Source organism: Nonomuraea sp. NPDC050202, from assembly GCF_040656115.1.
Classification (GTDB): Bacteria; Actinomycetota; Actinomycetes; order Streptosporangiales; family Streptosporangiaceae; genus Nonomuraea.
The window spans coordinates 1-20,617 of record NZ_JBFALF010000040.1 but is presented as its reverse complement, the minus strand read 5'-3'; the positions used below and the strand labels follow the sequence as shown (position 1 = coordinate 20,617).

Annotated in this window: 17 protein-coding genes; 7 read left to right on the top strand and 10 right to left on the bottom strand. The window is 71.5% G+C overall.

Annotated elements, in window-relative coordinates:
• The first annotated feature begins 123 nt into the window (after positions 1-123).
• A complete protein-coding gene (locus AB0I79_RS52675) occupies positions 124-3,072 on the top strand; it encodes an AAA family ATPase (protein WP_357891252.1) in 2,949 nt (982 codons plus the stop codon).
• 317 nt (positions 3,073-3,389) lie between these two features.
• On the opposite strand, the gene AB0I79_RS52670 is transcribed toward AB0I79_RS52675, so the two are convergent.
• Together AB0I79_RS52670 and AB0I79_RS52665 are read right to left on the bottom strand one after the other, a co-directional pair.
• Positions 3,390-3,806 (bottom strand): MarR family winged helix-turn-helix transcriptional regulator, encoded by a 417-nt coding sequence (locus AB0I79_RS52670; RefSeq protein ID WP_357891249.1) that lies wholly within the window; start codon positions 3,804-3,806, stop codon positions 3,390-3,392.
• Between the two features lie 20 nt (positions 3,807-3,826).
• The gene (locus tag AB0I79_RS52665) at positions 3,827-4,207 is read right to left on the bottom strand and encodes a hypothetical protein (RefSeq protein WP_357891246.1); all 381 of its coding nucleotides are present in this window, start codon (positions 4,205-4,207) and stop codon (positions 3,827-3,829) included.
• 80 nt (positions 4,208-4,287) lie between these two features.
• Between AB0I79_RS52665 and AB0I79_RS52660 the strand changes: the two genes are divergently transcribed.
• The 3 genes from AB0I79_RS52660 to AB0I79_RS52650 all read left to right on the top strand — a co-directional run bounded on the left by AB0I79_RS52660 (position 4,288) and on the right by AB0I79_RS52650 (position 6,276).
• The gene (locus AB0I79_RS52660; RefSeq protein ID WP_357891243.1) at positions 4,288-4,560 is read left to right on the top strand and encodes a response regulator; all 273 of its coding nucleotides are present in this window, start codon (positions 4,288-4,290) and stop codon (positions 4,558-4,560) included.
• Between the two features lie 58 nt (positions 4,561-4,618).
• Positions 4,619-5,467 (top strand): hypothetical protein, encoded by an 849-nt coding sequence (locus AB0I79_RS52655; protein WP_357891240.1) that lies wholly within the window; start codon positions 4,619-4,621, stop codon positions 5,465-5,467.
• 461 nt (positions 5,468-5,928) lie between these two features.
• Positions 5,929-6,276, top strand: coding sequence for a hypothetical protein (locus AB0I79_RS52650; protein WP_357891237.1), 348 nt, complete (start codon positions 5,929-5,931; stop codon positions 6,274-6,276).
• A 269-nt stretch (positions 6,277-6,545) separates the two neighbouring features.
• Here the strand turns inward: AB0I79_RS52650 and AB0I79_RS52645 are convergent, their stop codons facing one another.
• The 7 genes from AB0I79_RS52645 to AB0I79_RS52615 form a co-directional block, all read right to left on the bottom strand.
• Positions 6,546-6,767: a hypothetical protein gene (locus AB0I79_RS52645; protein WP_357891234.1), complete on the bottom strand. Its 222-nt coding sequence runs from the start codon at positions 6,765-6,767 to the stop codon at positions 6,546-6,548.
• Between the two features lie 43 nt (positions 6,768-6,810).
• Positions 6,811-7,059, bottom strand: a complete 249-nt coding sequence (locus tag AB0I79_RS52640) for a hypothetical protein (RefSeq protein WP_357891231.1) — start codon at positions 7,057-7,059, stop codon at positions 6,811-6,813.
• A gap of 312 nt (positions 7,060-7,371) precedes the next feature.
• Entirely contained in the window at positions 7,372-10,068 is a 2,697-nt protein-coding gene (locus tag AB0I79_RS52635; RefSeq protein WP_357891228.1) for a PQQ-binding-like beta-propeller repeat protein, read from the bottom strand.
• Positions 10,062-10,808, bottom strand: a complete 747-nt coding sequence (locus tag AB0I79_RS52630; protein ID WP_357891225.1) for a hypothetical protein — start codon at positions 10,806-10,808, stop codon at positions 10,062-10,064. Before AB0I79_RS52630 ends, AB0I79_RS52635 begins: the two co-directional genes overlap by 7 nt.
• Before the next feature lie 380 nt (positions 10,809-11,188).
• Complete coding sequence (locus AB0I79_RS52625; protein WP_357891222.1) at positions 11,189-11,893, bottom strand: cytidylate kinase family protein; 705 nt, start codon at positions 11,891-11,893, stop codon at positions 11,189-11,191.
• Between the two features lie 136 nt (positions 11,894-12,029).
• A complete protein-coding gene (locus tag AB0I79_RS52620) occupies positions 12,030-13,916 on the bottom strand; it encodes a hypothetical protein (protein WP_357891219.1) in 1,887 nt (628 codons plus the stop codon).
• Entirely contained in the window at positions 13,913-14,836 is a 924-nt protein-coding gene (locus AB0I79_RS52615; protein ID WP_357891216.1) for a hypothetical protein, read from the bottom strand. Before AB0I79_RS52615 ends, AB0I79_RS52620 begins: the two co-directional genes overlap by 4 nt.
• A 189-nt stretch (positions 14,837-15,025) precedes the next feature.
• Here AB0I79_RS52615 and AB0I79_RS52610 point away from each other — a divergent pair, with 189 nt between their 5' ends.
• From AB0I79_RS52610 to AB0I79_RS52600, 3 genes are all read left to right on the top strand, one after another.
• Positions 15,026-16,135, top strand: a complete 1,110-nt coding sequence (locus AB0I79_RS52610) for a DUF6745 domain-containing protein (RefSeq protein ID WP_357891213.1) — start codon at positions 15,026-15,028, stop codon at positions 16,133-16,135.
• 22 nt (positions 16,136-16,157) lie between these two features.
• Entirely contained in the window at positions 16,158-16,562 is a 405-nt protein-coding gene (locus AB0I79_RS52605; RefSeq protein ID WP_357891210.1) for a hypothetical protein, read from the top strand.
• Between the two features lie 425 nt (positions 16,563-16,987).
• Entirely contained in the window at positions 16,988-18,823 is a 1,836-nt protein-coding gene (locus tag AB0I79_RS52600) for an RICIN domain-containing protein (protein ID WP_357891207.1), read from the top strand.
• On the opposite strand, the gene AB0I79_RS52595 is transcribed toward AB0I79_RS52600, so the two are convergent.
• Positions 18,792-20,489, bottom strand: coding sequence for a hypothetical protein (locus AB0I79_RS52595; RefSeq protein ID WP_357891204.1), 1,698 nt, complete (start codon positions 20,487-20,489; stop codon positions 18,792-18,794). The two genes, AB0I79_RS52600 and AB0I79_RS52595, sit on opposite strands and share 32 nt — an antisense overlap.
• Positions 20,490-20,617: the final 128 nt, after the last annotated feature.

Below are 20,617 nucleotides of genomic sequence, written 5' to 3'. Positions count from 1 at the left end.
CCGGCGGTATGCGTCAGGTGACTGCATCCGCTGCGGGGCCACGCGCTTGCTACCGTGGCAGAAGGCGGGGCACGGACCTGCGACGACGCTGCGGTCCTGATCGACGAGATTTCTGGAGGGCCTGTGGACGAGCGGGCGCCGGGCTCCCGCGCCACCGCGGAACGTGACGTGATCGTCGGGCGGGACGCCGAGGTCGAGCGGCTCTCCGCTCTGGTGGCGGACGCGTCCGATGGCGGCCGGGTCCTGCTCCTGTCCGCAGCCGCGGGACTGGGCAAGAGCACGCTGCTGGAGTACGCGGCCCGCCGCGCCGAGGAGGCGGGCCGCCGGGTGCTGCGGGCGAGCGGTCGCGAGTCGGAGAGGGACCTGGCCTTCGCGGGCCTGCACCAGCTTCTTCGTCCGGTGCTGGACGAGGCGGCCCACCTGCCGGACCGGCAGCGCCGGGCGCTGCTCGGCGCCTTCGGGTTCGAGCCCGGCACCCACGATCCCCTGCTGACGGGGGTCGCCGTCCTGACCCTGCTGTCCCAGATGGCCGAACGGGCGCCGCTCGTGATCGTGCTCGACGACGCCCAGTGGATCGACTCCGCCTCCGCCGACGTCCTCACCTTCGCCGCCCGCCGGCTGGACGACGACCCCGTCACCCTGCTGGCCGCCGTACGCGACGACGAGCCGGGCGCACCGCCGGCCGGCATCCGTGACGGCAGGCCGGGCATGGGTCGGGGGGCGGGCTTCGGCCAGGCGTTCCCGATGCTCGTGCTGCCCCCGCTCGACCGCGCGGCGTCCCGGCGGCTGCTCGGCCTGCGCGCGCCGGGTCTGACGGGCAGGATCAGGGAACGCGTGCTCGACCAGGCCGCGGGAAACCCCTTGGCCCTGCTCGAACTGGCCGGAAACGCCTCGCTCAACCCCGACGACCACGGCCCGCTGCCGGTCGGTGAGCGACTGGCGGCCCTCTACGCCGCCCGGCTGGCGGAGCTGCCGGAAGCCGGCCGGCGGGCCCTGCTGCTCCTGGCCGCCGCCGACGTGGAGGATCCTCCCGACGCCGTGCTGGCGCTGCTGCCCGACCCTGACGACAAGGCCTGGCTCGCCGTTCAGGAGTCCGGGCTGATCCGCCGGGCAGGCCGTCACGTACGGTTCCGCCACCCGCTGGTCCGCTCCGCGATCTACCACTCCGCGCCGTTCGACGCCCGCTTGGAGGCCCACCGCACGCTGGCCGACGCCCTGCGGGACGAGCCGGACCGCCGTGCCTGGCATCTCGCCGCCGCCACCCTCCGCCCCGACGCGAAGGTGTCGGAGGCCCTGGAGCAGACGGCCGACGGGGCTCGCAGGCGAGGCGGCTACGCGGCGGCGGCCAAGGCGCTGGCCCGCGCGGCGGAGCTGTGTCCCGGGCGCGACGACAGCGCTCGGCTGCTGGTGGAAGCCGCCGGCCTGGCCGTCTTCACCGGGGACCTGTCCTGGGTGGAGGAGCTGGCCGGCCGGGTCCGCGCCCGTACCGACGACCCCGCCGTGCGCGCCGCCGCCTCACTGCACGTCGGACGGCTGTCCGCGCTGACCAGGCAGCACACCGCCGTCTTCGGCGGCCTGGCCGCGATCGCCGGCGACCTGGCGGCCACCCACCCGGCCATCGCGCTCGACGCGCTCGCCGCCGCCGCGGTGCTGCGCTTCTACTCGGGCGAGGAGTCCCAGCGGCGGGAGATCGACGGGCTCCTGCCGCGCCTGCCCACCGGCCCGCTGCGGGAGTGGGCACGGATCGTGTCGGACCCGTTGGGCGGACGTGAGCTGGCGCCCCACCTGCCCGGCATGATCGCCGCGGCCGGGGGCCGCTCCTGTGCGGGTGACCGCGGAGGGGCCGGCGGCAATGCCGGTGCGGGTGATCGCGGAGGGGCCGGCGGCAATGCCGGTGCGGGTGACCGCGGAGGGGCCGGCGGCAATGCCGGTGCGGGTGACCGCGGAGGGGCCGGCGGCAATGCCGGTGCGGGCGGTCGTCCCGAACGGTTGACCGCGCTGGCCATCGCGGCCTGGGTGCTGGACGAGACCCCGCTGGCGGTCCGGACGTTCGACGAGGCCGTCGAGTCGTGGCGCACCGCGGGGCCGCTCCCCGACGGGCTCGGTGGCGTTGTCGCGCTGGCCTACTTCGAGTACGGCCGCTGGGACCGGGCCCGGGCGGTCTGCGCCGGCCTCCGCGCACTTCCGGCAGCGGCGGCACTCGACCACGCCGTCGCGTGCGCGCACGCCATCGAGGCCATGGTCGTGGCCTCCCAGGGCGACGCGGCGCGCGCCCGCGCGCTCGCCGACGAGGCGCTGCACCTGGTGGACCCGCTGGAGAGCCGATCGGTCGCCATGTACGCGCGCCGCGCGCTGACCGCCGCCGCCATGGCCGAAGGCGACTACGAGGCCGCCTACGAGCACGCGCGGATGGTCTTCGACACCAACGGCGACCCCGTCCACTACCACGCCTCCTACCCGGCCCTGCCGGAGCTGGCGGAGTCGGCCGCGCGCAGCGGCCATCGCACCGAGGCGATCGAGATCGTCGAGCGCTCGGCCCGTACCCTCGCCCGCGGCGGCTCGCCCCGCCTGCGGAGCCTGGTGCACCGCAGCCGCGCGCTGCTCGCCGAACCCGCGCACGCCGAGCCCGGATTCCTGGCGGCCCTGGCCGATCCCGCGCTGGAACGCTGGCCCTTCGAGCGTGCGCAGACGCGGCTGACGTACGGGGAATGGCTGCGCCGCCGCCGCCGGATCGCCGAGGCCCGGCCGTTCCTCACCGCGGCGCACGACACCTTCCGCCGGCTCGGGGCGCGGCCGTGGAGCGAACGCGCGCAGGCGGAACTGCGGGCGGCCGGTCTCGACGTCGACCCGGCCGGCCCCGGAGCCTTCGCCGGCCTCTCTCCGCAACAGCAGCAGATCGTCCGGCTCGCCGCCCGCGGGCTGACCAATCGCGAGATCGGCGAACGCCTCTTTCTGTCGCCGCGCACCGTCGGCTCCCACCTCTACCGCACCTTCCCCAAGCTGGGCGTCACCGCCCGCTCCCAGCTCCGCGACGTGGTGGAGGCGGCGACCGCGGACGGCGGCACGACTTAGAATCGATCATGGGCAACGTCGGCATCGGTCCCGTGGCGGCGGCGCCGCTCGTTCGCGTTGCAGGCGGCGCGCGCAGGACGGCCCGCGGGGGAGGCCGGGCTCCGGCGCGGCCGGCTGCAGCGACCGCATACGTGCCCGTGGATCCTGTGCTGTCGGCGGGCGAAGCGCTCCTCGCTCACGTCCGCGACGCAGGAGCCGCGCACCGCTCGCCTGGCCGTGTTCCGCTGGAACCCCGCTACAACCTCCCGTCTCGGCAGGCTCAGCCCCATCGCCTACGAGGAGGCAGATGGCCTGCATGCCCTTGGTCAGATTCCGGGTCAGGCGTCCAGCGCGTAGGACCGGTCGATCAACTCCGTCATCGCCTGCTGGAAGTTGCGACGTTGTTGCTCGCTCCAGCCCTCTGCCAGCCGGTCGAAGACCTGTTCCTGCCAGTCATGGGCGTGATCCAGCATGGCCAGGCCGGATGAAGTGAGTGTCGCCTGGCGCTGACGACCGTCTGTATCCGATGCCTGCATGGTCAGGTACCCGGCCTCTGTCGCGCTCTTGACCAGGCGAGATGCACCGCTCTGGTCGATGCCGATTTCGTGGGCCACGGCATTGACCGTTGCCACGATTCCTCGTCGGGTCAGCGAATGGACGGCCTCGGTGACGAGCACGAGCCGGCCCTGTTCGGCCACCTGGTGGTCGCCGGCCAGTGGCCTGCGTGACCAGTGCCGGACAAACGCGAACAACACCTGTCCAGGCCCGGGGGTGCTCACTCGGTGGCCGCCATCTCGCGGCAGATGCAGGCCAGTTCGAGCGCTTGCTTCAGATCCGGAAGCCGGAGAGCGGCCGTCACCCTCCCATCGGCTACCCGGAACACCGTCGCCACTCGAGTCGAGGCTTTGCTCCCGGGCCAGGTGGCGTCCTCCTCCACGACCATGAGGCGCTCGCTGATCGGATGCCACGACCGCGGGTGCAACGTGATCCCGGAGCGTCCCACCCACTCCGCGAACTGCCCAGGTGTGATCGGTCCGGCGCCCTTCGGGCCCAGGACGACGATCGGATCGCCGACCGCCCTCGCTGAACGCTCCAAGTCGCCGTCGTTCACGCTCGCGTGCCACTCGTTGATGGCTGCTTCCAGTGTCGGTTCCATGCCGAAACTCTATGCGAAACGCATACATATCTGGAAATCGAGATCAAAGACCGCTTCGGTGCTCGTGGACCCGTGGGAACGTGCGTGGCCCACAGGCCGGACTCGCCGGGCGACTGGTCACGCGGCTCGCGTACCGCGTGGTGCAGCACGGCCACGCCGTACGCGAAGCACTACGCGTGACGCTGGACGGCGAGCCCGGCATCGAGGCGGCCGGTGAGGCGGCCGACGGGGACCAGGCCGTGCACCAGGCGCCGTGGCGGCGCCCCGACGTGGTGGTGATGGACCGGCGCGTGCCGCACGTCGACGGGATCGCCGCGATGAACGCGTTCCGGCATGGCCAGCGGCAACAATAGGAACATGCAGGATGTATCGCCCAGAGCTGTCCTGGGCCGTGCGACCCTCATCGGGTTGGTGACAGGCGTTGTCCCCACGGCCATCATCTGGGTGGACATGCCGGAGGAAGAGCTCGGCGGGACCGCTCTCCCTCCGGCCATGTTACTCCTGGCGATAACCCTGGGCACAGCGGGTGCGCGGCTGGCCGGACTGCCGCGCTGGGGCATGGCCGGTCTTGTCGGAGGCTCTGCGACTTGGCTGCTCATCGGTGCCCTCGCGGTGCTGGTGCCGGTGCCGGAGTCGGAGCTGCTCGGATCTCTGCCGGCCCTTGTCGCCCCTGTCTACATGGCCGGTGGTGCTGTCGGCTTCGCCCTGTCGGCGTGGTCGTTCATGTCGCCCCTTCGCTGGTGGGCGGTAGCCCTGGCCGTGACCGTACCCCTCGGATCCTGGGGCGCGGCGCAGCACAAGCCGCAGATCCTGGCCTGGTATGAAGTTCGCAGCTTCGAGAGGTCCGGCGTGCCGCTGATCGCTCCCGCGATCCAGGGTTACCGGCTGGTCCACGTGGATCTCAACGCCGCCGGGCAGCGGGAGCCGGAGCCGTCCACCTGGCTGGAGTACTGGCGGGACGCCACGCCGAATCGAGGATTCTCCGAGATCCAGGTCACGGTCTGGCCCGCCGAGGCCGGAAACCCGCGGGATTCCTGCCAGGCGGTCACCGAGAACTTCGGGGTGCCGCTGCGGTGCACGTCGCTCCCGGGCGACCGATGGGTCCGGACGGGCGCCGGGTCCTCCTGGATCACCGTCTTCGCCAGGTCGGGCGATGCGCTGGTCATGCTCAACGGTTCGGGCCTTGCTGAGGCCGACCTGGTGGCAGTGCTGTCCACTTTCCGTCCCATCTCGGCCTACGAGCTTGCCATGGTCGCGTGACAGCGGAAGTACGGCGGCGCCTGGCCCGGCATCGCGCCTTCACCGCGTGGGGGGAACACGATCAGGCTCATCCCCCTCGCGTGAGGACTCGCAGCCGTGGGACGGAAGCAGCGGCGGTGACCATGACCAGCCTCCGCCGTAAACGGGCAGGGCTCCTACGCCTCAGGCAAGCTCTCCAAGATCTACGGCCGGCAGGGGAAACCGTGCTCAATATCGGAGTCAACCGTCTGGACGGGCCGACAAGTCGAAATACGCTGGTAGAACGCGTCGTCCCATGGTGGCGTGCAGTGTCGGGGGGAAGGCAGCGCCGGCCGGCGGCGACGGGATCAGGAGCCCACGCCACGACACCCTCATTCGAGAGGGTGCGGAAGGAGAAACTCCAAGGTTCGTCTTCATGAGGATCGGCCTACCAGGCCATCCAGGGGTGCCGTCCCGACGCCTGTCGAGGACGGGATGCCTTGATGAGGAAGGAGACGAGGATGCACGGAACCCATGTGCTCATCGCCAGCCCGCTGATCGCCACCCTCGTGTTCGGGTCGATCGGAGCCTCACACGCCTCAGCAATCACGACGCCTGCAAGCGCCGGCGACAGTCACGCCGCGGCGACCTCGACTGCCGCGCCGCCCGTCTGCAGAACTCTTCCCAAGGGTCAGAAGAAGATCTGCAAGAACGGCTACTCGGACGGATTCGAGGCCGGGACGAAGTGCGGCCAGCCCCTCCAGCGCGGAAGAATTTCCGACGACGAGGCATACGACATCGGCTACACCGCCGGCTTCAACGCAGGCAAGAGGACGTGCAAGTCGTCGTAGCCGGATGCCAGAACGGGCCTGTCCGAGAAGGTGCCGCCGGGCAGGCCCGGCCTGCGCCGTTCGCCCGCAACTCCACCGGCTCGACTCGCGAGGGACTTGGCGCTCGCCCGGGTCAGGGACGAGGTGTTCGGGCAGGCCTCCCACGACGGCGGCCCGTCCACCGCGACACGCCGCTGACCGCCTTCGCGGTCAGCGGCGTCCCGGCCGACTCGCACTGCTGCCGGTGAGCGTCAGAAGTGATCCCGCCGGTGAAGGTGGTGGTGGCGCGCTCAGCGGGCGCCGAGGCAACCGGCGGCGGGGGTATCAGCGAGGAACCCCGGAGCCGTCGGATCGACGGCGGCGGTGGAGTTGATGGCGTGTGTGGTGAGGCATTCGGCGATGGCGTTCGGATCGACGATGGCGTTCGCCGCGGGCGCGGTGGAGCACACGGCGGAGCAGAGGCCCGCCGCCGTCAGGGCCACGACGGCGAACAGGCGCTTACTGTGCTGCATGGGGGTCCTTCCTGGGCGAGTGATGGTCGTGCGCGCTGCCGAGCTACCGGTGAGCCGTTTGCACCCATTTGCCGTCGTAGCAGGTGTAATAGCTGGTTCCGCTCCAGTCCCAGGCACCATCCCCGTGCTGATAGAAGGTGCGATTGAACCAGCTCCAGTAGCAGCCCTGCTGGGCGTGAGCGGTGCCGGTGAAGCTCGGCGCGAACGCGGCCAGGGCCGCAACGGCGGCCAGGACGGCGGCGAGCTTGCGGGCATGGCGTGTCAAGGCAGTCCTCCCGACGATGCTGGACACCCCCCGACGTGAGGCGTCCCCGTGCTTCAAAGGCTCCCCGCCTCTCACGCCGCCGCCAACCGTAAGTAATCAATCTCTCACTCTTGGTGATTGTTCTCTCATGATGCGGGCCGGAGGCTTCGTCCTGGGCGCACGGTGTGGGCCAGCCATTCCCGCCTGGGGCTCGGCACAGTCGCGGCCCCGGCATAGGCCCATGTTCAGCCGGCACGGCGTGGCGCGTCTCGGAGCCTTTGGACCACCGGCACGGCCCGCGGCGGCTTGGCCCGCGAGACCTGCGTAGATCTTTTTGCCGACGAATTCAGGCGCGGAACACTAACGGCCTGCCGTGGGCCATGCGTACACGTTTCCGTTGGAACTGCCGACGTACACGAAGCCGTCCGCCACGGCAGGATCGGTTTGCACGGTGCCGCCGGTCCAGAATTTCGATCGCACCGTCCCGGTGGCGGCGTCCACCACGTACAGCGTTCCGTCGTTGTCGGTGACATGCACCGTCCCGTCCGCGGCCACGGGGCCGGAGCCGCGGCCCCCGCCCAGCGGAAGGCGCCGGCGGACCTTGCCGGTGGCGGTGTCGAGCGCGTACAGCGCGCGGTCGGCGCCGGCGGTGTGCAGGAGCCCGTCCGTCACCGCGGCGGCCCACCCGTAGGCGGGCTGGTCGCCGCCGGCCTGGAAGCTCCACCGTGGCGTGCCGGTGGCGGCGTTCAGCGCGTACGTGGTTCCCTTGTTGTTGCCGACGTACACGGTCCCCCCGCTCACCACCGGGCGGGAGGCGACGATTCCGCTGACCCGCGACCTCCATCTGATCCGGCCGGTGGCCGCGTCCAGGGCGTGCAGGTGGCCGCCTGCGCTTGCGGCGTAGACGGTCGCGCCGACCCGTGTCAGGTGGATGCGGTCGCCTGGCGTGCCGGCCCGGTGGTGCCATCTCCTGGCTCCGGTGGCGGGGTCCAGCGCGTACATCACGCCGTGGTCGCTGCCGGTGAGGACGACGTCGCCGGCCAGCGCGGGGTCGGCGTTGAGCACGTCGCCCTCGGGCCGGAAGGTCCACAGCGTCTCACCGGAGGCGGTGTCGAGCGTGGCGAGTCCGGCTGTGGAGGACCAGGACGGGTTCCTGACCCAGAGGTGGAGCCGGCCCCCCGCGGCCACGAGGTCGCCGAAGGCCATGATCTTGCGGCTCCATCTCAGCTGGCCGGTGGCGGTGTCCAGCGCCACGAGCCTGCCTGCGGTGCTGGCCACGTACACGGTGCCGTCCGCCACCGCGTGGCCTTCCATCACGGAACCGCCCGTCTGGAAGCGCCATCGCACCGCGCCGGTGGCGGCGTCCAGCGCCGACACCGTGCCGTCGCCGCTGGTGGCGTAGACGACGCCGTCGGCCACCACCGGAACGGTACGGACGGCCGCGTCGGTCGGGAAGCTCCAGCCGCGTCCGCGCGCGGGGGCGGGGGCGCGGATACCCGGCCGGTAACGGGCGAGCAGATTGTCGCGCAGCAACGGCGAGATGAGCCGCACCGCCTGCCGTGAGGACGAGGTCAGCCGGACGATGACGGGCCCCACATTGATGATCGTCGCGCCGTAGAAGCCGTTCGTCCTGGCCACGGTGTAGGACAACAAGCCCGGGGTCTCGGTGGTGGGGTCCACCTCGCCGGTCTCCTTGATGGCGGCGATCTCGGCGGTGAACAGCTTGTGCGCGCCGGCGTCCGATGGGGACACCCATTCCACCGACAGGGAGATGACGGCGCCGTCGTCGGCCGGCGGTATCCAGTCGCACTTGGCCGCGCCGTCCGTTCCGGGGGCCGGGTGGTAGCCGGGCGCGAAGACCGCCAGGTCTCGGGCGGACAGCAGGGCGCAGGCGTCCGGCCAGGCCGTCTGCGGCCGGGCGGGCCCGTGGATCAGCCGGTACGCGGTGAGCCGCCCGTCCCCTGGGACGTCGCTGTACACGAAGGCCATGCCCCGGCTCGTCCCGGCGAGGGACACCAAGCGGGCGGGCGTGTCGATCGGCAGCCCGCCGAGGCGTCCCGTGCGGGGGTCCACGGAGACCAGGTGGGCGGGCAGCGGCCAGGTGCCGTCCAGCCGGGCGCCTGCGTGGTCGTCCAGCGCGGGGTAGGAGCCGGCGTACAGGAGAGGGGACCAGCGGTCCGGGTTCGTGACCTGGACGGCTTGCGGGCCGGTGGACAGCAGGCGGCCGTCGGGCCCGTAGAAGAAGTCGTCCTCGCCCGCCGAGGCGTGCACGTATCCCTCGGCGTTGGCCGTGATCTTGATCGGCGGGCCGGCGTCCTTCGGCGCGGACGACGTCGGCGGCAGGCGGGTCCATCCGGTCCGCAGGGTGCGCGGCTCCATCGCGGCGAGCCGGATGTCGCTTCCCTCGCAATGGCTGAGCAGCATCACCGATCGGGCGGTCGCGGCGGCGGTCAGCCGGCAACTGCGGGGATAGGTCAGCTCGGCCGTGGGGGTTCCGGTGCGCGGGTCGAGGGCCTGGATGTCAAGGGGTTCGTCCAGCCGCTCGAACACCACGATGGCGCGCTCGGTCGCCACGATCCGGGGGCCGTGGTACAAGCCGGTGTTGTCCAGCCGGGGCTGAGGGCCGGCGAGGGTGAGAGCGCGCTGCCACAGCGGCGCGCCCGTCGCCAGGTCGTGCCCGTGCAGGGTCTGCTCGGCGTCGTCCGGCTTTCCCCTGGAGACGACGAGGGTGCCGGCCGCGATCCAGACGCCGGTGATGGGCACGGGCGGGGCCGGGCCGGCGGGGATGGTACGCCGGAGCGCGCCGGTGCGGGGGTCGTGGATCCGTACGGTGCCCTGGCGCGTCGCCACGGCGACCGCCTGGCCGGACACGGCGTGCCCCGGGGCATCGAGGAACAACGCGCCGGCTTCGGCGTCCGCGGGCACCGACCACACCGCCCGCCACTCGACGGGTACGCGCGGGACCCTCGTGGGGTGGTTGACGGTCGCGGCCGAGCAGGTCGCCAGGATGACCGCGAGCAGGACCGCCGCCGACCGGCGCCCGCCCGCGTTCAGCACTTCCCGGCCTTACCGACCTTGCGGCCGATCGCGCACGCCTGGCTCCTGGAGATCGGCTGCCAGCCGCCGAGCGGCGCGGTGGTGTAGTACGCGTGGTACTTGCCCGAGATGCCGGTCACGCGGAACGGCGTCTTGTCCGGCCCCCGGATGGTCATCTGCTCGGTTCGGTCCTCCGCGAGTACGGTGACCTGGAGGTCGAAGGCGTAATAGGCGGCTGTGCCCGTGATCGCCATGGAGAGCGTGACCCGTTCGTCGCGCTTGAGGTCTATCTGCTTCTTCCTGAAGTACGTGGTGTCCGGGTCTTCGGTGGAGGTGAAGCGGGGGGCGGGCTCGTCGAGGTCGGCGGTCACCTCGACGGTGTCGGCCTCTCCCGCGGGCGTGTAGAGCAGCAGCGCGCCGTCCGAGACGGGCTTGCGGTCCAGGACGCGAGGCTGGATGTCGACGATGCGCAGGTTGCTGCGGTTGCCGATGAGGACGACGGTGACCTCGGCGGTCTCGAGCGGGGCCCAGTCGTGGCGCGCCATGACGGTCTCGCGTCGCGAGCCGGACGCGCTGCCCAGCAGGACCGCTCGGTCGGCGGGGTCGGTCACCGGTCTCCTGAGGGTCGTGTCCTGTGCGGCGTACTCGACGGCCACGTGGCCGACCTTGATCGGCGGCTCGCCGCTGATGCGGTCGACGGTGTCGGGGCCGCTTGCGTTGAACCAGGCGGTGAACACGACTCCGATGGCCGTGACGAGCACGGCGCTGAGGATACCCGCCAGCCACGTCCGGATGGCTTTCCCGTCCCCGGCCTCCTCGGTCCGGGGGGCGGATGCTGCACGCCTCTTCTGACGCGTTCGGGCCATGAGACGCCCCCTTGTGAGCGGCGAACGGCAGCCGATTTTAGCGGGCGGGACCGCCGCGTCGCCGCGCCATTGACGAATTCTTTCCGGGACGGGCAAGCCGCTCGGAGGGCTCGAAATGAAATAGGCCGGAATAGCTTAATTCGGTCCCGTCACTTTGCGGGCAAGAGAGGTATCCGTGAATGCACGCGAGGAGTCGTCGAAGATAAAAGCCGGACATCAAGGGGCATTTATGCGGGCCGTCGGCCCGGTCTACCGTGATCCACAGGGAGCAGTTGTCAGATCCCGTCTATCGATGAGTGTGGTCGGACTTCCCAGGCCGGCCGCTGGAGCTGGTCGTTGTACACGATGATGTCGGCGTGGTCGGTCGGGCGGGCTGTGGCGAAGTAGAGCTGCTGGGAGGGGATGTAGCGGTTGCGCCAGGACCGTTCGATTTCGGCGGTGCCGGCGGTGGATCCGGCCAGCGCTGCGCCTCGGTCCCGGGCGCGATCCACCGTCCGCTCGAAGGGGACGGACACGAAGATGCGCAGGTCCCACCGGTCGATGAGCTCTGGGCGCAGGAGGAAGACGCCGTCGAAGAGCAGTACGGCGTCTGCGGAGGCGGTCGTGGCCGGCGGGGACGACGGGGTGTCGGTGTCTCTGTCGTAGACCGCGTGCTGGAACCTTCGGTCTCCGCCTGGGCCCAGCGGATCGAGCAGGACGCGGCACAGCGCGGCGTGGTCGTGGGCGTCGAAGTAGCAGCCTTCGGCCGAGTACCGGCCGCGCCGGTAGCGGTGTGCGCGGGGGAAGAGGAAGTCGTCGATCGTCGCGCGGATGACGTCACGGTCCTGCGCGCGCAGGACGACGGCGAGCTCGTCGGCCAGCGTGGTCTTGCCGGCGGCGGGCGGCCCGTCGATGGCGACCCGCAGCGGGTGCGCGGCCGTGACGGACCTGATCGTCTCGGCCAGCCGGCTGATGAGCTCGCCGCGGGTGCCTTGGTCCATTGCTGCCTCTCATGGTAGGGCCAGGAAGCCTGCGGCGGTCGCCCGCCTCCGGGCCGGCGCGCCGGTCGTTGACCCGTGGCGCCTTCACCTCGACGGCACCCGCCGAGCGGCGCTGAAGTCGGTATGGCTCGCTGTCCTAGGAGTCCTCATCCTCGTCCCAGTCGTCCTCCTCGTCGTCCCACAGGTCGCTCGCCTCCAACGGGTGGTCGTCGTCGATGAGGGAGTCGTCCACCTCCCGCCGCCAGGCGTGGCTGTCCGAGGGATCGGCCCAGCTCAGCTCGGTGATCCTGGGGATGGGGATGGTGGCCCGCCGGTGGTCGACCATCCAGGAGTTGCGGAAGAAGTCGAACCTGAGGTGGCGGCAGCCGTCGGACTCGTTGTAGATGATCGGCGGTACGAGGAACTGCGCCACGCCGACCTTGGCCGCGACGGTCACGTAGTCCTCGGGGATGGACTCGTCGTTCCAGCAGGCGGCGAAGTTCACCGGTGTGAGGGCGTTCTTGCCGAGCACGTGGATGAGGCCGTCCTGGACGACGAACCGGTCCGGGTCGAGGGCCACGTCCTCGCCGAGCATGAGGATCGGCGCGGGCAGGATGTGCGCCTGGGCGAAGGACTGCGCGTCGGTGTAGAGCTTGATGACGTCGTCGAAGCGGGTGGGGTCGAAATGCCCGGACGAGTGGAACGGGCAGCACATCGCATCGGGCTGCTCGGGCTCGGGGAAGAACGCGGACTTGTCCACCCGCGTCATCACCGACCGGCCGTGCTTGTCCCGCAGGAATGCGGGGATCCAACCGGCGTCGCCGGCCTCGATCACCTCCGTCCGGCACTGCGCGCGGAACGCGGTGTCACCGAGCTTGCAGTTGAAGTAGTCCAGCAGGGTGATGGCCGCACACTCCGCCGCCGACAGCGCGTCGGTCTTCGGGAACCAGAAGTCGTAGCCGTTGGCCACGAAGTGCACCCCGCGGAACTCCTTGTGCACGAACGTCTCGCGGGCCGGGCCCTCGCCCATGCCGCCGCCCCAGTGGGCGGCCGCCACCTGGTTGTAGTACGCGTCGGCGTGCCGGGCCAGCTCCGGCGCGAACACGCTCTCCCCCGTCAGGTAGCACGCCTTGCTGAACAGCGCGCCGATCTCCTGCGCCTCGGTGACCTCGTCCGAGGTGAAGATCAGCTCGGTACGCAGGAACACCTTGCGGCCGTCGTGGTAGGGGGCGCCCTCGTGCTCGTACCGCTGATCGAAGATCACGCATGTGAAGGAGTCGATCTCGCCGAGCGCGGCACCGCCGACCAGGTCCAGCGCCGGCGAGCCGGTGCCGCCGGTCAGGTACAGCAGCAGCGTGTAGCGGGAGATGTGCCGCCGCGCCGCGTCGTAGTACGGCGTGTCCCTGTGCAGGTGGAAGTTGGCGTCACCGGGCTCGAAGGCGTTGCACCGGAACACCGGGTTCACGTGCGAGAACCCCTCGGCCACCGGCGGCGGCAACGCGTCGGCCACCGCCGCGGTCAGCGCCTCGGCCAGCAGCGCCGAGTGGAAGATGAACCGCCGGCCGCCCCGGGAGGCGGCATTCAGTGGCGGCACGTAGAGGTTCATGCCGTCCAGCCGGGTCAGCCGCTCGCGGGCCTGCTCCGGCAGGCGCAGCGAGAACGACAAGATCCCTTGCGCGTGCTCCGCCGGGTCGGTCAGCTCCATCTCCAGCGGCACGGCTTCGAGAAGACGGTCCAGCGGGACGATGTTCTCGAAGGTGCGGAACGACAGCTCGTGCGGATCGGCGAACACGGCCGCCAGGTACGGCGCCTCCGCGCTGGGCCGGGCGAACAGCTCCCGCACCCGCTCGTCGAGGTGCTCGGCGTCGACGAAGCGCACGGCCTTGAACCGTGCCGACGGATGCCAGCAGACCTCCAGCCCGTCCACCGTCGCGGCCGGTCCGGCATCGGTGGCGTCCACCTCCGCCCGATACCGGGCGATCTCCTCGGCGGGGGCGTCCCCGGCCGACAGGGCGAAGAACCGGTCCCGAAGTTCGATGCTCACACGCACCTCCACATGCTCCGCAGCCCCGGCGGAAGGTTCGCGGCCTGCGCCAGTTTCCGCACGCCGTCCTGGCCCACATCGGAGTCGTACAGCCACAGCCGGGTGAGGGATCCGGCGAAGGGGGCGGCGAGCAGGGCCTCCGCGCCCGCCTCGCCGAGGTCGTTGTAGCGCAGGTCGAGCTCGGTCAGCTCGGTGAACCGGTGCAGGCACCGCACGCCCTCGGCGGTCACCCTGTTGCGCTGCAGGTGCAGGCGGCGCAGCGCGCCGAGCTGCGGGCAGGCCGCGAGCGCCGCCAGGCCGGTGTCGGCGACGCGGCAGTACCGCAGGTCGAGTGCCCGCAACCGGTCCGACGCGAACAAGGTGGCGAGGAGTTCGGCGCCGTCGAAGCCGACGCTCAGGTAGGACAGGTCGAGCTTGGTGAGCCGGCCGAGGTCCAGCCCCGCCAGGGCCCGCAGGTCCAGGCTGCCCGGGCGCGGCTCGCCGCGATCCACGTCCAGGTACGCGTCCTCGTCGTCGTCCCAGTCCTCGTCGTCCCAGTCCTCGTCCTCGTCGGCCGCCGCGTTCGAGGTGATCCTCAGCGTGGTGACGAACGGGGCGCGCAGCACCTGCTGCACGACCTCGCGGACGTCGTCCGACCACTCGACGGTCACCTCCGTGGCGAAGCCGTACCGGCGTGACCGCACCAGAGCCCTGCCGGGCAGCCCGTCGTCCCATCGCTCCTCGTGCTCGGCGACGAGGTCGGCGATCTCGCGCTCCACGGCCGGCCGGTCGGCTGGGCGGGTGCGTGCCAGGCGCTGCTCGAGCCGGATCAGCGTGCCCCTGGCGTCGCCCTGCTCCAGCAACCGGTCGCTGTACGCGTGCCAGGCGGCGAAGTCGTCGGGACGAGCCCGTAACGCTTCCTCCATGACCAAGACTTCCATTCGAACGAATGTACGGATCTTCCTTGACATGTCAAGACAAAGCTCCGCTAAGCTATCGCCGAAATGACCTTGTTCGCAGACGTTCCGCCCGATCGGACGCATGATCGCGGGCGTGAACAGCTCCGCGCGGCACGGTAGACATTGCGGCGTCCTGAGGCGGAGCCAGGCCGCCGGCATGGAGGTTCCCCTGTGAGCACACCGGCTTCGGCCCCTCCGGCGGCCGACGAGCAGGACGCCCCCGCCGAGGGACGGCAGGACGTCCTCGGCGAAGGCAGGCGGGCGTTCGAGCACGCCGCCCGCGCCTGCTACCGGCAGATCGGGGTCCCGTTCCCGGAGCGGGTCGTGCGGGTGCCCTCACCCCTCGCCGGCGCTCTCGCCGCGCCGATCGCCGCCTGCCTGGCCACCGGCCACCGCAACAGGCGGGTCCTGGACTCGGTCTACCGCGCCGTGGACAGCACGGCCGGTGAGACGATCGGGCAGGCCGTACGCGACGCCGTCCAGGCTGCGGCGGACGGCGTGCGGGACGATCCTGTGCACGGCGCGGCGGCGACCGCTCTGCACGCCGAGATCGCCGCGACGACGAAACCGGCGCCGCGCGACCCGTTCTCCGGCATCACCGAGGCCGCGGAGGCGACCGTGCGGGCGGCGGTGGAGGCGGCGGTGGGCGGCCCGCGGCAGGACACGATCCGCGGCGAGATCCGCCGGCTGTGGCCGGCCCGCCTGGCGGGCCACCGGTCCACCCCGGCCGTCTGGTGGTGGTGGCCGTTCCGCAACTTCGTACTGTTCTGCCCGCCTCCGGACGGGCTGCACGAGGAACAGTCCGGCGAGGGCGAGGTGGCCAGGCGCCGGCTGCACCGCGCCGACGGCCCCGCGGTCACCTGGGCCGACGGGTTCGGGCTGTACTTCTGGCACGGCACCCACGTCCCCCGGGCCGTCATCGACGACTCCCTCACCGCCGACGAGATCATCCGCGAGCCGAACGCCGAGATCCGCCGCTGCGCCATCGAACGCCGCGGCTGGGACCGCTTCGTCATCGAGGCCCGCCTCGCCCAGATCGGGCCGGCCGCGCCCGACCCCGGCAACCCCGGCCAGACGCTCACCCTGCACGACGTGCCCGAGGGCGTTTATCCCACGAGCGTGCGCGTCCTGCTGTGCACCAACGGCACCGTCGAACGGGACGGCACCCGCCGCCGCTTCGGCCTCACCGTCCCCGCCGACTGCACCGACCCCATCGAGGCCGCCGCCTGGACCTACGGCCTCACCCCCGCCCAGTACGCCCAGGCACAGCGCCGGTCCTGACCTTCGAGGAGCCCGAGAAGATATGCCCACCATCGAGCAGGCCATCGCCACCTTCGGCGTCACCGTCGACGAGCACCTCGACCGGCAGGCGGAGATCCCCGTCCTGTCCGGCCTGCAGTTCCAGGGCGACGTCGCCGTCGTGCCGGTCACCCGGGAGCCGGCCCGTACGCCCATCCCCGCCTCCGGCGTCCCGGTCGTCCGCGGCCAGGCCCAGGCCAACACCCACCTCCTGGTCGCGACCGGCAAGGCGTTCTTCACCCCTGACCGGTCCGGCCGTACGCTGGTACTCGGCGTGCTGACCGTCGAGGAGGGCGCGACCGCCTACCTCGCGCACCCCGAGCACGCCTTCACCGGCATCGCGCCCGGCACCTACGAGCTGCGCCGCCAGCGCGAGCAAGCGGACCAGGTCCGGCTCGTCGCCGATTGAGACCAGGTCATGCGTGCCCCCGCCTTGGGGCCTCAGTGTCCGCCGCTGCCGGACGCGGTCATGCGTGTGGCCACGAGTCGCGGTGCCGGACCGAGCCTGTCGTCATCCACCGACGACATGGGGGCGGACAGCGCCTTCGTGGAGCCGGCCGTTCGCGCGGGCGTACTCCACATCGTGCTCCGCCTCGAGACAGCCGGCGAACGCGTGCATTGACAGCCTCCAGCGGGAGATCTACGATCCGATCGAATCGATTCGCTAGCGTCTTCGCCACCTCTCAGCAGTCAGGCCCCGGAGCTTGGCTGCGATGCCACGCCAATGAGCGGAATCGATTCACCGATCTCTGGGTCACCAGTCGGCGCAATCACTCGCAGGAGACTGCGATCTCTCCTGCGCGGGGCCGCGACTCCCCGAAGGAGCCACGCACGATGACGATCACCCAACGACCGCCCACCAGACGCCACCCACTCCTCGCGGCAGTCCTGGCCGCGATGCTCTTCACCGCCCTCCTCCCGGCCGTCCCCGTGCCGGCGCACGCCGCGGACGAATCCATCAGCGTCGACTTCGCCTCGTCCGGCGGGGCGCCGACCCACCGCGCGTCCGGCTGGATCTACGGCATGACGGAGAACGCGTCGGGACCGGCGGATCACTTCTTCCGTGACGTGAGGTTCCGGTACATGAGGGCCGGCGGCGCGCAACTGGGCTCGCCCGGCGGCTGGGTGTCGGGCTCCTACGAGCGCCGGTGGAACGCGACGCTGGCCCAGGCCCGGCGGACGATCGCGCTCGGCGGCCAGTTCATCATCCTCCCGCACGACCTGTGGGGAGCGGACGGCTATCCGATCTCGCGTTTCCCCGGCGACAACGGCGACTGGTCCGACTACGACGCCTTCCTCACCCGGCTGATCAACGACGTGCGGGCCGCCGGGATCACGGTGCAGTGGGACATCTGGAACGAGCCGAACCTCGGCCTGTTCTGGAACCGCCCGCAGGCGCAGTACCTCGAGCTGTGGCGACGCAGCTACCAGCGCATCCGCGCGGCCTTCCCCGGCCACCTGATCGTCGGCCCCAGTTGCGCTTGCGTGCCCTCCACCACGCACGCCTGGTGGAACGCCTACCTTGACTTCGTCCGCGCCAACACGGTGATCCCCGACATCGTCAGCTGGCACTCGCTTCCCGGCGACCCGGTGGCCAACGTGGCCGCCGCCGACGCCACGCTCGACGCGCGCGGCATCCCGCACCCGCGTCCGTACCAGATCAACGAGTACGGCGCCACCAACGAGCAGAACCCGGGCGACGGGTCGTGGTACATCGCCCGGCTGGAACGCGCGGGCGCCGACGGGCTGCGCGCGAACTGGGCGAGCGCCGGCAACCTGCACAACGATCTGGGCAACCTGCTCGTACGGAACTCCGCGGGCCAGCACCTGCCCAAGGGCGAATGGTGGGTCTACCGCTTCTACGCCTCCCAGACCGGTCAGATCGTCTCGACGACGCCGAGCCCGGCCTACGACGCCTTCGCCACCAAGGCGCCCGGAACCGCCAAGGTCCTGGTGGGCGGCGGCGGGACGACCGGCAACATCGCCGTCGGCCTCCGGCGGCTCGACACCACCAGCGGCCTCGTGCAGAACAACCAGGTCCGGGCGGTCGTGCAGCGCATCCCGTACAACGGCGGCGGAGCCGTCCAGGGACCGGTCACCGTCCAGAACACGGTCCTGACGCTGTCCGGCAACGCCGTCACGCTGAACCTGCCGCACACCAACGCCGACGAGACGTTCACCATCACGCTGCTGCCGCCCTCCGACGGCGGTTTCCAGTCGGTCGCCGTCGCCCAGCACTCTCAGCAGTGCCTGGACAACACCGGTCTGAGCACGGCGGACGGCAACGTGCAGCAGCAGTTCTCCTGCGAGGGCGGCGATCAGCAGCTGTGGAACTTCCGGCCGGTCGCCGGCGTGGCGAACACGTACACGCTGGTCAACCAGCAGAGCGGGAAGTGCCTTGAGGTGAGCGGGAGCTCGACGGCCGACGGCGCCCCGGTACGCCAGTGGACGTGCCTCAGCGGGGCGCAGAACCAGCAGTTCACGCCGCGCAAGGTCACCTACGCGGGCAACGACCCCCGTGACTACCAGCTCGTCGCCCGCCACAGCGGCAAGTGCGTCGACGTGAGCACCATCTCCACCGCGCCCCGCGCGCCCGTCCACCAGTGGACCTGCAACCCGGCGGGCCAGGCCGGCCCGCTCAACCAGACGTGGCGGCTGTGGGGTCGCTGACCGCGGCGGCTGCGTCCCGCCGCTCGTGGGCGGCTGCGAGGATGAGGTAGGCGCTGGCGGTCCAGGTGTAGGCGCGGTCGCGCAGTCCCTCCCCCGTACGGGCGTCGAAGTTCTCGGCGAATCCCGATTTCTCGCACAAAGCGCGGAATCGGGCGCTGATCTCGTCGGCCAGGTCCGGGTATCCGGCGCGGCGCAGCCCGTCCTCGATCAGGACGGTCGAGGGCGCCCAGATGGGGCCGCGCCAGTAGCCGTCGTCCTGGTAGTGCGGCGAGCCGGGCAGCTCGGTCGCCAGCCCGAACGCGGTCAGGTGCCGCTCGATCCGTGCGGCCAGGGCGGCCCGGACCGGCTCCGGCAGCTCCTCCCCCAGCACGATCGGCATGAGGTCGAGCAGGCTGGAGCTGGACCAGGTGCGGCCCGAGTGCGCGCCGCGGGCGACGAACCGTTCGCCGTCCCACAGCTCGGCGAGGAGCGCGTCGCGCATCCGGTCGGCCCGCGCGCTCCACCGGGCGGCGGCGTCCGGGCCGGGAGCGAGGCGGGCGAGTTCACGCATCTGGAGGACGAGGAAGGCGGCCAGGTCGGCGGTCTCGACGACGCGCTCGGGGTCGAACGTGGTGGCGTTGTCCCAGCCGCTGTCGTTGCCGTGCTGGTAGTGCGGCAGCTCACGGCCGGGGGCGCGGCGGGCCTCCAGCCAGAAGGTGGTCCAGCGTTCCAGCAGCTCGTGGATGTCCGGCGCCGGAGGGAGGTGGCGCAGGGCCCAGCCATGGATGGGTGGTTTGACGAAGTTGTGGAGGATCTCGGAGTGGGTGACGGAGTCGGGCAGCGCGCCGGCGGCGTCCTGGTGGTCGAAGGGCAGGCGGTACTGGTCCCAGGCCAGCTCGGGCAGCCCGTCGGCGAGGGCGATGGCGTTGAAGCAGTGGTCCCAGCTCCACACCTTGTCCATCCAGTGCTTGGACATGAGCACGGCGGGGCGGGTGACGAACCCTGCCGGCCGCACGGTGGCCGACCACAGGACGTAGGCGGCCAGTTCGGCGGCGGGCGTGCGCGCGCCGCGCCAGGGAGCGACCGCCGCCACGAACGCGTCGAAGTCCGCCCGCGCGGCCTTGACCACCTGCTCGAAGGGGCCGGTGCTGGTGTAGGGGGCGCGGGCGGTCTCGTACTCCTCGACGGCGATCTCCCACTCACCGTCGAGGACGAGGCCGCGTTCGGCGGTGCCGAGCGCCTGCGTGCCGAGATGGTCGGCCTGCCCGGCGAGGAGGGTGATGCGGTAGCGGCGTCCGGTCTGGTAGACGGTGAAGACGAACGAGCCGTCCACGGGGTCCCGGTAGAGGTACGGGCCGCTGAACGGTGTCAGCACCGCGTCGGCGGCCAGCAGGCGGAGCCCGAGGCCGCGGCCGCGCACGCGTACCGTGTCGGCGTTCTCGTAGGCCAGGTCGATCCGGCCCTGCTCGCCGGCCCAGGTGAGCTGGTGCGGGGTGACCGTGATCACGGCGGTGGCCGTGGGGATCAGCTTCAGGATCGGGTGCATGCCGGTCTGGTGGGAGACCAGGTGCACGTCCGCGGCGTAGGTCTTCTCCGCCACGACGGGCGAGAAGCCGAACCATGATCCGCGATGGCTGAACGGGATGTCCCGCAGGGAGAACACCGGGCCGGAAGCGGCGGCGGTCATGAAATGAGGGTCCCTTCTCAGTCTTTGACGGCTCCGGCGGTGACGCCGGCGGCGACGTAGCGCTGGGCGATCACGAGCAGGACGGTGGCGGGGACGGAGGCGATCACGGCGGTGGCCATGATGGCGTT